Below are 16,361 nucleotides of genomic sequence, written 5' to 3'. Positions count from 1 at the left end.
AGAATGGCAGAAAATTACCTAGTTACTGGAGGAGCGGGATTCATTGGCTCGCATATCGTTGATCACCTGATTTCATCTGGAAAAGTACCAGTCGTAGTAGACAATCTTTCGAGCGGTAAGATAGAGAACCTTGATCCCAGGGCGCTTTTTTACGAGCAGGACATCACCGATCAGGAGATGATGGAAAGGGTATTTATGCTTCACAAGCCTACAGTTCTCTTTCATCTCGCAGCTCAAATAAGCGTCTCTAGATCTGTGAGAGAACCTGAAGAAGATGCGATGGTAAATATCATCGGTTCTTTGAGGCTTCTGAAAATCGCGGCAAAATACGGTGTGAAAAAAGTGATCTTCTCTTCAACTGGTGGAGCGATTTACGGTGACGATGTGAAAAGAATTCCTACAGATGAAGAGGAACTGCCGAAACCCTTATCACCGTATGGAATTGCAAAGTACGCAACGGAGAACTATCTCAGATTCTTTTCGAGTGAGTTTGGCATCAAATACACTGCTTTGAGATACGCAAATGTATATGGGCCCCGTCAGGATCCCTACGGAGAGGCCGGAGTCGTAGCAATTTTCTCAGAGAAAATGCTCCGTAATCAAGAGGTCGTAATCTTCGGGGATGGAGAATGCGTTAGAGATTATGTGTACGTTGGCGACGTTGCAAGGGCGAATCTTCTGGCGATCGAGAAATGCGAAAACACTGTGATAAACATCGGAACCGGAATTGGCACATCGGTAAACGAGTTGTTTGACATAATGAAGCCGATCGCCGGTTATTCAAGAGAAGCCGTGCATAAGGAACCACGACCGGGTGATGTTAAGAAATCAATTCTCAACATAGAAAGGGCGAGATCCTTGCTTGGATGGGAACCTTCTACTCAGCTTGAAAGGGGGCTTAAGGAGACAATTGAGTATTTCAGAAACGGACTGGACTCCTCTCAGTGAGAGACTGAGACCGAAAGAGTTCGACGACATTGTAGGTCAGGAGCATTTGACGGGAAAAAAGGGAATAATCCGCGGAGCAGTCGACAGCGGCAAGCTCTTTTCAATGATCCTGTATGGGCCTCCCGGCACGGGAAAAACAACGATAGGCGAAATCATCAGATCGAAGCTGGGGAACGATTATCATTTCGAGTTTTTCAGCGCAAGCCTACAGGGAACGGCAGATCTTAAGAAGCATTTTGCCCATGGGGAGAGACTGAAGAGAGTTGGGCAACAGCTGGTGCTTTTTGTTGACGAGATTCATCGACTTAACAAGAGCCAGCAGGATGTCTTTCTTCCCGTAACTGAAAAGGGAATCATTATCCTCATTGGAGCGACTACAGAAAATCCCAGCTTCGAAGTCAATCCCGCCCTTCTATCTCGCTGTAGGCTGGTGATTCTTAAGGGTTTGAAGGACTCAGATATTTCGGCGCTTCTAAATAAGGCACTGGAAAAGGATCTTATCCTCAAGAAGTCCGGAGTTACTGTTGACGGGGAGGTAATTGAAGTAATCGCGCAAAGTAGTGGTGGAGATGCAAGAATTGCCCTCAATCTTCTCGATACCCTTGTCGAGAGTGCCGCTGCTCTAGACAAACCCGTTCTCGACCTTGAAGTCATGAATGAACTGTCTGTCCTGCCTGCGGGTCGTTATACAAAGAAGGGCGAAGAGCATTATGACATCGTCTCTGCATTCATCAAGAGCCTTAGGGGAAGCGATCCCGATGCGGCTCTGTACTACATGTTAAGGATGCTAGAGGGCGGTGAGGATCCTAAGTTCATCGCCAGAAGAATGGTGATCTTCTCCTCAGAAGATATTGGCCTCTCCGATCCCATGGCCCTGGTGATAGCAAACGCGGCCTTTCAGGCAGTGAATAATGTCGGCTTGCCTGAATGCATTCTGAACCTATCTGAAGCGGCAATCTATCTTTCAGTCGCGACCAAAAGCAACAGAACTTATTTGGCCATGGTGAAGGCACAAGAAAAGGTAAAGACTACCCCGAATCTAGAAATCCCTCTAAAACTAAGAAATCCAGTTACTAAGATGATGAAGGAGTTGGGCTATGGTAAAGGCTACAATTATCCGCACAACTCCGGAGGGTTTTCCCGTGAGTATTATCTGCCGGAACCGATAAAGGAGGAAGTATTCTATGTTCCAGGAAACAGTGGCAAAGAGAAATTCCTTTTTGAAAGGCTCAGATCGTTATGGAAGGGCATGAAGAACTATCCGGAGGAAGAATGAAGAGTTTCATTCTTAGAGAAGGTAGAGTCATTCAGCTCGAAATATCCGATATAACGGAACAGGAGGTAGACGTAATCGTCAATGCCGCAAATAGTTATTTGAGGCATGGAGGGGGTGTTGCTGGAGCATTAGTCAGGGCTGGAGGAAAAGAGATTCAGCTCGAGAGCGATGCCTACGTTAGAAAGAATGGCCCTCTGAAGACCTCTGAAGTCGCGGTAACGGGCGCTGGAAATCTGCTCGCAAAGAAGATAATTCACGTTTTTGGTCCTCAGTACGGAGAACTAGATCTTGAATCCAAGCTTTACTGTTCATTTGCAAACGTCCTAAAAAAAGCCGCCGAAATGACTGCTGTTACACTTGCCACTCCGGCGATCTCAACTGGTATTTTTGGTGTTCCGGTGTCTATTTGCGCAGAGCAATTCCTAAAGTCAGTAATGGATCACTTTTCGCAAAACAAGTCTTCATCTCTGAGGCTTATAAAAATGTGCCTTCTCGACAGAAAGGCTTACGACGAGTTTCTGTCAATTGCCCTCGATTTTTTCAGTTCAATAGAATGACTCTGAAGACTCCCTCTTCCAGCAGGGATTCGGCAGTCGACTCATCTTTCGTCAACCAGACCGTGAATTTGTCGACCTCTTGATCCTTGTATTCCCTGGCAATCGGGTCGTTCTGGAGAACATAGTTATAATCCTCTTCACTTACACGCACGATCTTCGGTTCTCCCATGAAAGTAGATTCTTTGCTTCGATAATCTTCAAAGGTTGTTGTCTCGTACGCTCTCTCGCCAAGGAACCGAAGTATAGTCGTGAAGTCCTTCGCGGGAACGTAACCTGGCAGGTTAGTCAATAATGCGTTTTCGCTTGTGAAGAACCAAAATGTAGGTGTGCCCCTGATCTGAAAATAAGCATAGAGCTCACCGTATGACATCTCTCTCCATTCCTCTCCGACAACATAAGAGGCCTTCCCCGGATTGCTTTTGTATATCTGGGAGAAAACGAAACCTGCTTTCAGAAGATCCTGAACGGTTTCATCTGCGAGAGTTTCCTTCACAAACTTCACACAGTAAACGCAGCTGGTATCCGAGAACATTACGATAGCTTCCTTATCTTCTATCTTGGCTAGTTTAAGCGCTGTGTCGAAATCATCTAGCATTCCAACATACGAGAATATTATTCCTGGTAGAAGTAAAACTAGTAGAAAAACAACTTTCTTCATAAATCAACCTCCCGTTGCAAACTGTAGTAAGTTAAGGTTTCCTGTCATTGTCAACAATCCGGCTGCTAGGAGAACAGCGAAGACAGATACTCTGATCACTTTTCTCCATTTGCTTTCTCCTCCAAAAGAGAGCTTTGAAGTTAGCTTTGCCACCAATCCGCTTAGCGTCAGGAAGGGTATACTCAAACCCAACGAATAGACAAGAAGCATAAGCCCGCCCTCGGCAACTGCCGATTGATTGGCTGCAAGAACCAGAATGGAACCAAGGATCGGACCGGCGCAAGGCACCCAAACGAGACCAAGAACTGCTCCAAGTATGAAGCCGCTTACAGCAGAACCGCCAAATTTCCATACGTTCAAGTTTACTCCCTTCATGCCTATCTCAAAGAGATACAGGAAAGCAAACAGGACGAAGAGACCTCCAGATATTATGTTCATCAGCACTTCATTCTGCCTGATGAAGGTTCCGAGTCCGGTCGCTCCTATACCAAGTATGAAGAAAAAGATAGACATCCCAAGAGTGAAGAACACTCCCCTGATAAACCGAGCTTTTGCATCGGCCGCCCCACCCATAAGTACACCGAAGAAAACTGGAATCAGAGGAAGTATGCAGGGCGAGAAGAAAGAAAGTAAACCTCCCAGAAAGGCACTACCGTAAGTGACGCTTGTTGTAACGATTGGACTTATCATTGGTGACACACCTAGAGTTCCGGTTGCTACTGCGGTCAATTCATTCATATTACCCCTCCCGGGTATAGTATAAACTATTTCCCTTGCGCCTGCAAATAACGTCTTTGTGAACTCCTGCTTGCTTGAAGAGCACATTTCCATTTTACGTGAGAGAGTGCAAAAACGTGGCCTTGATTTGTTGGCAAGTCCGATTGCAACTGAAAAGATGCCACTTATTCAGAAAAGCGGTTATCCGTCCACCGTCCACCGTTCTCCGCAGTGGATACGGATAGGGCCTTGAAGAGCGAGATCCTGTACAGGATCCCTGAACGGGTAATTTTCAGGGCAGGCTCTACGGGATGACAACCTCGGCTATTTCCTGAGTCTCCGCTCCGGTCTCGGCCCATGCAGGAGCACTACGGGATGGCGGGAGGGGACACTAAGAACGAAGTCGCTAGATTTTGCCGTGCGTCTCCCAAAGCAAGCCTAAGAAATGACACCCCTTCACGTCATCCTGACAATGCTCTTGGTCAGGATCCTGTCTCTCGCGAAAAAGACCAACAGTTACAAGTTTCACGATGGAAGTTAAAAAAAAGAGTTATCCGTTATCGGTTCTCCGTTCTCCGATAAGAAATATACGATAGGGTCTTGAAGGGTGAGATCTCGTACAGGATCCCTGAACGGGTAATTTTCAGGGCAGGCTCTACGGGATGACAAAGTGAGTGGATTTAGATGGAGACACTACGGGATCACTGTCCAGGTTATTGAAAAAGCGCCACATGTTATTATTCTGACGAAGCTCGTGTCAGAATCCCGGTCTTTGGTCATGAAGAAGGACGCGTCCATGATCTTTGACGCGCAACGAACGACGGCTCTTCCCAGCGATTAGCGGGTCTTCGTTCTTGAGCGTCCGGCAGCTCTTAAATCGTGATGCTAAAACGAGTTCATGACGGAATCTTTTGTATTCGAAATTACCTAACGTGTCATCCTGAATTTATTTCAGGATCTAGGCTTTAGTAAGCCATAAGTATGGATGGCAGGAAGCGGGTTCTATAGAGCTCTAGGAGAAAGATTCTGAAACAAGTTCAGATTACGGAGCCCCAAAAACAGGGTATCGAGTATGGAGTCTCGGGTCTCGTGAAGAGAACCGGCAATCAATTCAGGGTTTCAATGCAACTGAGGAAGTTATCCCAACATCGGCTTTTGGAAGTTCCTCACTCTGTCATCCCGAACTTGTTTCGGGATCCGGGCTTAGAAATACCATGCCTATGGGTTGCAGTTAGCGGGTTCGATAGAACTTCAGGAGAAAGATTCTGAAACAAGTTGAGATTAAGGAGCCCCAAAAAAACAGGGTATCGAGTATGGAGTCTCGGGTCTCGTGAAGAGAACCGGCAATCAATTCAGGGTTTCAATGCAACTGAGGTAGTTATCCTGGCATCGGCTTTGGGAAGTTTCTCACTCTGTCATCCCGAACTTGTTTCGGGATACGGGCTTAGAAATACCATGCCTATGGATTGCAGTTAGCGGGTTCGATAGAACTTCAGGAGAAAGATTCTGAACCAAGTTCAGAATGACGGGATTTTCCGGATTCGAAATTGCCTTATGCTGTCATCTGAATTCATTTCAGGGTCCTGGGTCTTGACGAAACACGGGTCCATGATCTTTGACGGGCAACAAAGGACGACTCTTTGCAGCGAACAGCGGCTCTCAAGACCTAGATGCTGAAACAAGTTCAGACGAAAAATGATGTATTCGCAATACCCTTAGGCGGTCAACCTGACTTGATACTTGTCACGCAAAAAAGGGACTCCTTTTTTCACGAAAGAGCGAGAAGAGGAGAGAAAAAAAGAGAGAAAGAGAGAGATTGAAGATATGCGAGAATTCTCGTCTTCTCGTGAGCGAAGCGAACGTCTCAAATGCGTTCTTTCTCGAGAAGAAAAGAACTCACCGTCTTGGTATCTCCACGTATGATGCTGAGACAGTTATTCAGGTAGCATCTTCAGGAGGTCCCACACACTGTCATCCCGAACTTGTTTCGGGATCCGGGCTTAGAAATACCATGCCTATGGGTTGCAGTTAGCGGGTTCGATAGAACTTCAGGAGAAAGATTCTGAACCAAGTTCAGATTACGGAGCCCCAAAAACAGGGTATCGAGTATGGAGTCTCGGGTCTCGTGAAGAGAACCGGCAATCAATTCAGGGTTTCAATGCAACTGAGGAAGTTATTCCGACATCGGCTTTTGGAAGTTCCTCACTCTGTCATCCCGAACTTGTTTCGGGATCTTGGTTTTGATCTTATCCAAAAAACTAAACAATGAGGCTCCCATTCAGATCGTAAAACCGTGATTCTCTGACCTCTTGTCCAACCATTGGGGGTCGAAGGGCGTTCTGACGAAGTTGGTCTCGCCTCCTGCCGGAGTCATCGCTTCTGCCCTTAATCTCTTAGGACGGGTCTCCGATCTTGGACAAGACAAAGGATGGCTCTTCCCAACGATCAGCGGGTTTTTCCTCTCAGGCGTATAACGGTTTCTAAGTGCAAGGTTTTGCGCAGGATCCTGAAAAGGAGTTCCGAAAAGTAGCCCTTAGCAGGAGCTTCAACCAAATGCATTTTGGGGGAGGCTCAAAAAAATGAGAATATCTCATGTTGCAGGAGCTTTGACGGGTTGGTTTGATGACCAGGAAACGCTCTAATAAGACTTTTAGCTGAGGCGTTTGCATGTGACTGGAATCCGATTTTACAGTTTATGAGACTGTGGTTGAAGGGAAGAAATTGGATCTACATCGTTCCGGGATGGCCATTATCGAAATGTTTTTGACAATGTTTGCTGCTGGTTGAATTGAAACTAGTCTGAAGTCCCAAAAAGAGAACTCTTGAAGCTCCAAATCACAACAGATGGGACTTCATGTAACGAAGCCCCATCTGCTAAGAAACTGAGGCAATTAAGATTTGAGACAGTTATAATTGTAGAATTATAGATAAACAGGTAACTGAATGCTCTCTAAAAGAGAGTTGCATCTTTGCAATAAAATGAAAAACTATCTAGGATTTTCGTATATAAAAGACGAATTCATGGAGACAAACTCGCCCTCCATCAAGATTTAACGGGGGGATGCTTCACTTCTCTTCTTCAATGCCAAGCTCCTCAAGTGTTTTTCTCAACCATTGAAGCGATCTTTCAATCAGTGGTCCACCCATACCCTCGCACTCCATACTTAGAGTTCCATTGTAACCGTAATCTCTTAACATGGCGATGATAGTTTTAATGTTATCGGCGTTGACTCCATCGCCGATTGCAGAGTGACTAATTCCGATTCCAGTATCCTTTCCTCTCATGGCATCTGCGAGGTCTTTCGAGACATCCTTAATATGTACATGTTTGATCTTGTCTATGAATCTACCGCAAAAGGCTACCGGATCTTGACCAGCAATGAAACTGTTCCCTGTATCGAGGTTCAAACCGAGCCTATCGCTTTGAACAAAGTTAAGCATTTTATCGAGGAGATCCGGATTCGTAGTGAAGTAGCCGTGTACTTCGATGTTGATGTTTATTTCATACAATTCCGCTGTCTCAACTATTATGCGGTAGGCCCTCTTCATTAGCTCTAGGGCCTCATCTTCACTGAATCCCAGCGGCTTCTTCAGCCCGTCAGTAGTTGCAATGTTTTCGCAGCCAGCCAGTTTAGCCCAAGGGATCGATTTTAGAACATACGGAACACCGTTGTAGAAGCCCTCATTTCCAGAGAGAGGAAATGCGGAATCTATCTGCGAGAAGCGGACACCGTACTCTTGGAGTTTCAGCTTTGTCTTAAGAGGATCTTCTGAAAGAGAAATATGTGGAAAGTATCCGAGACCGTGAATCCACGATACACCGTCTATTATCCCCGGCTCAATATAGTGAACGTCGTTCTTCTGAGCCCACTGAAGTGCCTTCTCGAAACTAAACACGGCAGAATTGAATGCGTCTGTATGAAATCCGATCTTCATTTTTATTCCTCCTGATCAAAGAGAACGTACTACTTCTTCACGTTCCCTGAAATAGTCTACAGATTCCCTAACCAACCTGTCCATAAGATCGATATCGCATGGCCCAGTTGAGAGAACGTAGGGGTCGGGGTAAGGACCAAGAGGCTCAAATGTTATGAATCTACCCTCTCGGTTCATTCCCACAAGATAGGCAGCCATTATGGCCGTGTCAATATCGATTTGCCCCTTTCCCGGGGCATCCCTGTTACTGTCCGCGATGTGGAGGTTCAGAAGTTTTTCTCCGCACTTCAAAATGGCTTCGCCGACGTGCCGCTCGCCATTTAACATGTGGTAGATATCCCCATTGACAAAGCCAATGGAAGGCTCGTTTACAAATCGAAGATATTCAAGTGCCTCATCAATGGTGTGCACTATACTGACTTCGGCCGACCTTATTGGCTCGATCGCAGGTTTTACGCCAGTCTCCTTGAAGATGATCGCACACTTCTTCAAAGCCGCCGCGCTTCTCTCCATTTCAAAATTGTCAACTGCTTTGGGCCTACCAACAGCTCCAGGAACGACTATCATGTAGGTCCCTCCAATATCTGAAACGTAGCGAGAGACTTCTCGGATATAATCGATGGCGTTCTTCTGGTAATCGGGACTTAGACTTGAAAGATCCCTTTCAGGCGAAAACATCCCGCATGCACCAGAGACTTTTAGTCCGAAGCTCACAAGGGCATGTTTCATTCTCTCTCGAGGAATTGATGTATCACCCTTTATCTCTACATACTCCAAACCATTATTCTGTAGTCTCCTGAGAGAGTCTTCAATCGGCTCGGTGCCGAACATCCAGATGCTCCAAGAGAGTGAGAGCTTGCGTTCGAACCTATCGGGGTTCTTCTTCTTTTCTTCAACAAAGCGTCTTTCGATTTCTCGATTAATCACAACGAAGTTTTGCGGCTTCATCGGTTCTCCTCCTTAGGGGAATGAGGTTTTATCTTTTCCTTCTTCCTGTAAGAACTCAGAACGCTTACCGCAAGCGATGCGATGATCAGTAGGCCAAAAGTCACAGTCTGGAAGTAAGGGTTAACGCGAAGCATATTCAAAGAGTTCGAAATGATACCCATGAGAAGCACACCGAAGAACGTTCCAATTATTCTACCTTTACCTCCTGCGAGCGGTGTGCCCCCAATTACAACGGCGCCGATCGCCTTTAGTTCAATACCGCTGCCGGTTGAAGGTTGGGCCGCCCCAATTCTTGAAAGCAAAACCATCGCAGCAACTCCAATGAACAAGCCATTCAACGCAAAGGCACTGAGTTTGGCTTTGTTGACGGAAATACCTGAAAGATATGCCGCTGAAGGATTGCTTCCAACCGCATAAGTGCGCCTTCCAAGTTTTGTGTATGAAAGCAAGAAATGCATGACGATGTAGGCGGCTATACTGATTAGAAAACTCAACGGGACTATTTCCCAAAGCCTGTATGTCCCAATGAACTCGAATTTTCCATAGATTGTCTGGAAGGTACCTTTGGTTATTGCAAGAGCTACTCCTTGGAAGACGCTTATAAATGCAAGAGAAGTAATAAAAGATGGCGCTTTGAAAGCTCTCGCAGTTATTCCCACCAAAAGGCTATTGAAAACTGCTAGCGCAATGCCCGCAATTATGGCAATCAGATATGGCTGACCGGCTTTTATAATCATTGCCATAACTACAGATGATAACCCTATGTTGGCTCCAACAGAGATATCGATTTCCCCAGAGATTATCAGAAGCGTCATTCCCGATGAAACAACGCCAAGAACTGCTATCTGTTCGAGAACATTCATTATGTTACTCGTCGAGAAAAACCTTGGATTAACCAATCCAGTAATGACAGCAATAACAATTTCTGCAACCAAAAGATAAAACCACTGGCTTTTCAGAATTGAGGTTCTCTTTCTCGTAAGAGTCTTTCTTCCCTCAAATGAAACGTCGCTATTACTCATTCTTTTTATTCCTCCTGCGAGATCTAAACTCCTATGAAGCGCCTTATCATATCTTCTTCTTCAATATTATCGTTCTTTACGATCTCTACCATTCTTCCGTTTCTCATTACACCTATTCTGTCACTCATCGACAGAAGTTCGGGCATATCGGAGGAGATCATGATAATGCATTTGCCCCGTTCTGCAAGCTCAACAATCAATTCATAAATCTGCTCTCTTGCTCCAATATCAACGCCCTTAGTTGGTTCATCAAATATGTAGACATCCGAATCGTCTATCAACCAGCGACCAATAATCACCTTCTGCTGATTTCCACCCGAAAGCTCTTCAATCTTCTGCGATCTGTCTTGGACTGCAACCGAAAGCTTGTTGACAATCTCATCCGTTACATCTTCCTCCTCCTTCAAATTGAGAAGGAAGCCTCTGAAATTCTCACTGTGCACCAAGGCTGTGTTCTCCACAACATCCCTTCCTCCAAGCATTGCCAACTTCTTCCTGTCTTCAGTTATGAGAGCAATTCCCTGTCTTATAGCATCTTGTGGAGACCTGATTCTGAGCTTCTTCCCGTTAAGTAGAATCTCCCCTGAGTCTGCTTTGTCCGCTCCAAAAAGAATGTTAACGAGTTCACTTCTTCCCGATCCCACAAGGCCACCTATACCGAATACCTCTCCTTTTCGCACATCGAAGCTCACATCATTGACGATTCCCCATCTGCTGATGTTCTTAACTTCTAGTGAAACTTCTCCAATATCGACTTTTCTTCTAGTATAGAAAAGCGACGCGTCCCTTCCAACCATTTTTCTAATAATCTCTTCCACAGTTACGCTTTCTAGCGAGGAGGTTCCCATGCTCTTTCCATCCTTGAGAACTGTTACTCTATCGCCGATTTCGAAGATCTCTTCAAGGTAATGAGATATATAGATTATCCCGATTCCCCGTTCTCTCAGATTCCTTACAATATTCATTAGGGCCTTGGTTTCATCCATTCCCAGGGAACTGGTTGGTTCGTCCATTATTAAAACCCTTGCATCTCTATACAGGGCCTTAACTATTTGAAGCATCTGCTTCTGAGAGGCGGAGAGTTCTTCAACAAGAGCGCCAGTTGGCAGATGCATTTTCAACGCCGCTATGATCTCGTTTACTTTTTTCATCTGACTTTTACTGTCGATTACAAAAGGTATTCTTCCGGTGATTTCATTACCGAGATAGACGTTATCAGCAACGGTCAGGGAGTCTACAAGTTCGGCATCCTGATATATTGTAGCAATTCCCATTTCTATAGATTGACGCGGGTTTAGCTCTTCAACTACCTTGCCGTCGATTTTGATGATACCTGCCTCTGGCGAGATTGCTCCTGAGAGGATTTTAATCAATGTTGATTTCCCGGCACCGTTTTCTCCGACAAGGCAATGGACTTCTCCCGGGAAGAGATCGAATGACACTTCATCAAGCGCTCTGTGCATCCCGTATACTTTCGTGACATCTTCCATTTCCACTAACGCTTCACTCTGCATATTTTCTCACCTTTACCATGGAATTAACAGAAAGGGGATGAAGAGTTCCCACTCTCATCCCCTCTTATTGATCTTCGTAATTAATAGAGTGAATTGTACTGCGGGAAATACTCTCTTGTCAGATCGATCCAGACTGGGTCGATATCCCATGGAACTACCTTGGTCTTGTCATCGATAGTCTCGGGGGTTATCGGCGTATTTGGAAGGAGAATCTGCTGGTTCAGATCCGTTATCACTCCCTGCGTATATGCATGAAGAGCGAGGAATGAAACAAATCCTTCCCATCCCGGTGAAGTCGAGATCGAGTAATCGATGCTTCCTTCTTTGATCAGCTCTATTCCGTACGGAGCACCGTTTGTGGTTATTACTCTGATCGGGTTGTTGAGAAGGCCTCTTGTCTTTAGCATTCTAACTACTGCCGCCGCCATCTCTTCGTTGAAGATAAAGAGGTTAGAGAATTCGTAGCCGGACTCGATCAAATCCTGAGCCTGATCGACTGCAACCGTTGGAGTGTACTGCCCGTCCCTGATTGCAACAATTTCATTCTTACCAAGTTCTTTGACCTTTGGTTCAAAAGTGTTTCTGAACATTTGCACCGGAACGTGTTCGAAGAGACCCATTATGCACGCAATATTCTCGCCCGGGTAATTCTCCGCAATGTAGTTTGCAATGTTCACTCCCATTCCTTCCCAGTCGAAGTCAATACAAGCAACAATATCATCATCTGACTGGAGGACCTGACCCACATTATCAGTCACAACTAGAGGTATTCCTGCTCTCGCGGCTTCCCTGGCAGCAATGAAAGCTCCGTTAGGATTGAAAGAGAAAACACACATTCCATCGACACCCATATTGATGAGTGTGTTTATATTGGTAATCTCTTTCTCTGTATCGTAGTCGGAGTTTAGTACAACAACCTGCGCGCCTACTAGACTTGCTGCATACTCGAAGCCTTCAACATCTTTCCGGTACCAAGTGTCCGGTCCCGGTGTTACATAACCATACGTCAATCCTGCAAAAAGAGCTTCTCCTCCCAGGACAATAGCAAGAATGACCAGAAGCATCACCGAACGCCTTACATGTCTCATAGTTCTTCCTCCCTTTTTTGAATCTGAGTTGCGAAATCTGAATCGAAAATCAAAACAATTATACAGTTCCATAGGCTGCAGATAAATTCCATTATAGACTCCTCACATTTGACTTGAGACTATTATGGAAGACTCCAGTCGAATTTTGGTTTCATTGTCTCTCTTTCTGGTTATTTCGAACTGTTTCTGAAGATATTATTTGTTTTCGGCAAGAAATTATTCAGCGTTTTTCTTTTTCGCTTCAGTTCGAAGATTGATTTCTCTCAGATGATATACTTCTTTTGAAAATTGAATGCATGAAGTATAGGCTTGTATGTCGGTGTTTAGCACTGCTTGTTGTGCTTTTGTAGTTCGAGAGTACTGGATTACCAAATAATCGCGACTGGCGTTTGATCCTGAGCAATGTTCTGAACTTTTCTTTCAAGGAGGCGAAGGTGTGGAAGGATATGTAACCGTTCCTGGCGGACGAATCTGGTATGAAGTGCAAGGTAGATACAGTAAGATGAAACCTGTTATAACGATTCATGGTGGCCCAGGTGTTCCGCACAACTACCTTGAGACGATAAGTGCGCTTTCAGATGAGAGGCCCGTTGTCTTTTACGACCAACTGGGTTGCGGTAGATCAGAGCGTCCATCGGATAGGTCGCTCTGGAGAGTTGATCGCTTCGTGGAAGAAATCGAATGTCTGAGAAAAGAGTTAGGGTTTTCGACAATTCATCTTCTCGGCCAGTCCTGGGGAACTATTCTCGCCTGCGAATATTCCGTCAAGTACCCCAGTTTCGTCGAAAGTCTTGTTCTGTCGGGACCGGCAATGAGCATCACGAGATTTGAAAGCGATGCTAGAAAACTGGTTGAGACCTTGTCTGATCATTCACAATCCGCTATCAAAAGGGCCGAATCAATCGGTAACTTCAATGGAGAGAGTTATCACACGGCAATTTCGGAGTTCTATGGGAAATATGTATGTCGAATGGAGCCATGGCCTCAATGTATGAACGAAGCAGTCGCCGGCATGGGGGAAGAGGTCTACAACTATATGTACGGACCAAGCGAATTCACAGTAACAGGCGTTTTGAAAGACTTCGACTGTACACCTCATCTCGAAAACATTACCATACCCGTCCTATTGACTTGCGGTGAATTCGATGAAGCTACACCGGAAACGACCAGATACTACAGCAGCAAATTTCCAAATGTAACTATGAAGATCTTCGAAGGCGCATCTCACGAACACCATCTTGAGAAAGCCGAGGAATACATCGAGGCCGTTCGTAGGTTTCTCAAAGGTGTCGAATCGAGATCTTAGATAAACACTTTTGTTAGTGAATATCAGAATCAGGCATCGAAGTTCCCGGTATTTTACTTGTCTTGAAGAAATGGTCTGTAAACTATCAGTTCAGAACCTGCGGGAATGCTTTTAACCCCTACTAGATCGGGATTGTATTTCATGATTTCAGAATCCTCGATCCCATACATCTGCGAAATTGATCTCAATGTTTCGTTCCATCCAACCGTGTGAATGAACCCTGTCCCTACCGACCAGTTGTTGTCAACCTGGGGACTAATGGCAAATCTCTCCTGAACGAAATCCGTAATTATCTCAAAGATCTGAAGCTTCACATCCCTTACAACCGGCTTATTCTCGAACATGCTGTAACCGCCGCCTCCCGCACGAAAACTGCTCATAGAGACTTCATAAGTCTCTGCCATATCAAGCGGTTTACCATTGTGCCTGACACTGAGGACTCTTTCGCCGACCGGCCTGTCTACGGCGATTATGTATTCAATTCCCTCCCACATATCGTAATTCGAATAATCATCAACAGACCAATCGTCCAAAGTAAGCAATCCATCATCGGTAACGAAGCGTTCTGCACTGAATTCAAGGGCCTCTTTGATGTCTCCGCCGGTAAGCTCAAGAACTTTGAGCGTACTTGGAAGAGGATAAACCTCGTAGATCTCGCCGATGGTTATCGGTCCGGTCTTCCAACCGGTTGTCGCATAATCGAAAACTGAGGTACATGAAATCTCGGCTCCCGTTACTTCCATCTGGACTCTGTTAATGAACTCGGCAAGAGGGTTGTCTCGAAGTCTCACTTTAAAAGCATCTTCAACATAGAAATCACCAACTGCAAAACCAACTCTTGTATCCAGAAGCTTCTGGATTTGATCATTATAACCTCTAAAGATCTCAACAACGGATTCGTCAGGAAGGAAACCAGACATCGAAAACTCATCAACCGATCTATCATGAATCTTCCAGCCTTCACCCGTCTTTTCTAGATAGATATCGATCTTACTCACGGATTCGTCTATATATCCGGGCCCAGAGATCACAACTCCATCAACGATTGCCGATTTAGTTGTAAGTTGTGGGCCTTTCAAGAATACATCTATTTCCCTAAGAGCCTTCACAATCTTACGGGCTTCTTCATTACTCCCACGATATGCCAGAACCAAAACGTCTACCTCTTCTCTAAGCTTGCCGAGATAATCACCAGCCGCATCGACAGGGTCAACGAAGGATAGACCGGCAAAAAACTCGGCCTCTTGCCAGGGCGGAATAACTTCCGTCACGAGACCAACGATGCCAACTCTTAGCTTCTCGCCATCGTCTTGTATCTCGACGACTTCAAAGGGCGAGAAAACCGGTTCTCCTGAAGATTTAAAGACGATATTTGCCGAGAGAAGAGGAAACTCAGAAGCCGAAATAGCTTCTTCAAGGAAACCTGGTCCATAAATGAACTCTTCACTCCCGATGAGTGATGCGTTGATACCGATAGCGTTCATCGCCTCAACAAATGGATTCAAATTGCAGTAATCTATTTTAGCCGAATAGTAAGAGAGAGGCGTTCCCCGAATCAAATTTCCAGTATCTATAAACAACGTGTTTGGATTGAAAAGTCTCATCTGATTGACAAAAGCAGCCAGTCTTGCCGGAAAGACGTCTTCGCTCTTCCCAGAGGAATAATCAAAGGGAGCAGTATTAGCGGGAACAAAGGAGGTGTGGAGAATCGTAAGGCGAAAATAAGAAGCCAGAGCCATTGTCAGAACGGAAACGGTAAGTATCAAAGCAAGAAGCTTTCTCATCTAAATCACCCTCTCAGGTCCGAGAACAAGAATCTCGACAGAAAGGAAAGCGGGATGACAGGTCATCCCGCACAAGATTATCTTTCGCCAAGTTGAGAATCAATCATGAAGATCCCGTTGGCTTGATTTCCAACCATCTTCAGTCTTTTCACAACATCTCTGAAATTCCTTTCCTCTTCGACTTGCTCGGTAACATACCACTGGATGAAGTCGTTCGTTGCGTAATCCCCCTCTTCTTCGGAGATTTTCACAAGGTTGTGGATCCTGGAAGTAATGTACTTCTCATGCTCCAACCCCTTTTCAAAAACGTCCAGCAAAGATTCGTATTCTCCGTTTGGTTTTTCAATGCCCGGGATCTCCGCAGTTGCATCGACGTCTTTAAGATACTGTATAAACTTCATCGCGTGCTCTTCTTCCTCTTTTGCCTGCTTCCACATGAAGTTCTCGGCCCCAAAGTATCCATTCTTGTGAGACCAGGCAGCCATGCTCATGTAGATAAACGCAGATTCGAATTCCGCCTTTATCTGGTTATTGATTTCCTTTTCCATTCTAGCTGTAATCATAGTTACCCTCCTTCAGCTGTATCAATATCAACACTTCTTTCATG

The 16,361-nt window shown here is 45.3% G+C and carries 13 protein-coding genes; 4 read left to right on the top strand and 9 right to left on the bottom strand.

The window, feature by feature from the left end:
• Nucleotides 1-3 precede the first annotated feature (3 nt).
• The 3 genes from V513_RS07550 to V513_RS07540 are packed head-to-tail and all read left to right on the top strand — an operon-like array spanning nt 4 to nt 2,781.
• Entirely contained in the window at nt 4-948 is a 945-nt protein-coding gene (locus tag V513_RS07550; RefSeq protein WP_099772217.1) for an SDR family oxidoreductase, read from the top strand.
• A complete protein-coding gene (locus V513_RS07545; RefSeq protein WP_099772216.1) occupies nt 911-2,224 on the top strand; it encodes a replication-associated recombination protein A in 1,314 nt (437 codons plus the stop codon). Before V513_RS07550 ends, V513_RS07545 begins: the two co-directional genes overlap by 38 nt.
• Nucleotides 2,221-2,781: a macro domain-containing protein gene (locus tag V513_RS07540; protein WP_014730744.1), complete on the top strand. Its 561-nt coding sequence runs from the start codon at nt 2,221-2,223 to the stop codon at nt 2,779-2,781. Before V513_RS07545 ends, V513_RS07540 begins: the two co-directional genes overlap by 4 nt.
• Here V513_RS07540 and V513_RS07535 read toward each other — a convergent pair.
• The 7 genes from V513_RS07535 to V513_RS07495 form a co-directional block, all read right to left on the bottom strand.
• A complete protein-coding gene (locus V513_RS07535; RefSeq protein ID WP_099772215.1) occupies nt 2,765-3,439 on the bottom strand; it encodes a thioredoxin family protein in 675 nt (224 codons plus the stop codon). The genes V513_RS07540 and V513_RS07535 overlap by 17 nt on opposite strands.
• A gap of 3 nt (nt 3,440-3,442) precedes the next feature.
• Nucleotides 3,443-4,177, bottom strand: coding sequence for a cytochrome c biogenesis CcdA family protein (locus V513_RS07530; RefSeq protein WP_099772214.1), 735 nt, complete (start codon nt 4,175-4,177; stop codon nt 3,443-3,445).
• 3,045 nt (nt 4,178-7,222) lie between these two features.
• Entirely contained in the window at nt 7,223-8,092 is an 870-nt protein-coding gene (locus tag V513_RS07515) for a sugar phosphate isomerase/epimerase family protein (RefSeq protein WP_014730741.1), read from the bottom strand.
• A 15-nt stretch (nt 8,093-8,107) separates the two neighbouring features.
• Nucleotides 8,108-9,040 (bottom strand): sugar phosphate isomerase/epimerase family protein, encoded by a 933-nt coding sequence (locus V513_RS07510; protein ID WP_099772211.1) that lies wholly within the window; start codon nt 9,038-9,040, stop codon nt 8,108-8,110.
• On the bottom strand, nt 9,037-10,062 hold the full coding sequence (locus V513_RS07505; RefSeq protein ID WP_099772210.1) for an ABC transporter permease: 1,026 nt from the start codon (nt 10,060-10,062) through the stop codon (nt 9,037-9,039). The genes V513_RS07510 and V513_RS07505 overlap by 4 nt, the downstream gene beginning before the upstream one ends.
• Before the next feature lie 23 nt (nt 10,063-10,085).
• Nucleotides 10,086-11,576 carry a sugar ABC transporter ATP-binding protein gene (locus V513_RS07500; protein ID WP_099772209.1) on the bottom strand — a complete coding sequence of 497 codons (1,491 nt, stop codon included), beginning with the start codon at nt 11,574-11,576 and terminating at the stop codon, nt 10,086-10,088.
• Nucleotides 11,577-11,656: 80 nt separating this feature from the next.
• Complete coding sequence (locus V513_RS07495) at nt 11,657-12,664, bottom strand: sugar ABC transporter substrate-binding protein (protein WP_099772208.1); 1,008 nt, start codon at nt 12,662-12,664, stop codon at nt 11,657-11,659.
• Nucleotides 12,665-13,100: 436 nt separating this feature from the next.
• Here V513_RS07495 and V513_RS07490 point away from each other — a divergent pair, with 436 nt between their 5' ends.
• Nucleotides 13,101-13,970 (top strand): proline iminopeptidase-family hydrolase, encoded by an 870-nt coding sequence (locus V513_RS07490; RefSeq protein WP_099772207.1) that lies wholly within the window; start codon nt 13,101-13,103, stop codon nt 13,968-13,970.
• A gap of 53 nt (nt 13,971-14,023) precedes the next feature.
• Here the strand turns inward: V513_RS07490 and V513_RS07485 are convergent, their stop codons facing one another.
• Entirely contained in the window at nt 14,024-15,754 is a 1,731-nt protein-coding gene (locus tag V513_RS07485) for a 5'-nucleotidase C-terminal domain-containing protein (RefSeq protein WP_099772206.1), read from the bottom strand.
• 77 nt (nt 15,755-15,831) lie between these two features.
• Nucleotides 15,832-16,317 (bottom strand): ferritin, encoded by a 486-nt coding sequence (locus V513_RS07480; protein ID WP_014730734.1) that lies wholly within the window; start codon nt 16,315-16,317, stop codon nt 15,832-15,834.
• Nucleotides 16,318-16,361: the final 44 nt, after the last annotated feature.

Origin of the sequence: Mesotoga sp. H07.pep.5.3, assembly GCF_002752615.1 — a bacterium.
In the GTDB taxonomy this organism is placed as follows: domain Bacteria; phylum Thermotogota; class Thermotogae; order Petrotogales; family Kosmotogaceae; genus Mesotoga; species Mesotoga prima.
Note: the sequence above shows the minus strand (reverse complement) of the source record. Positions and strands in the feature narration are given on the sequence as shown.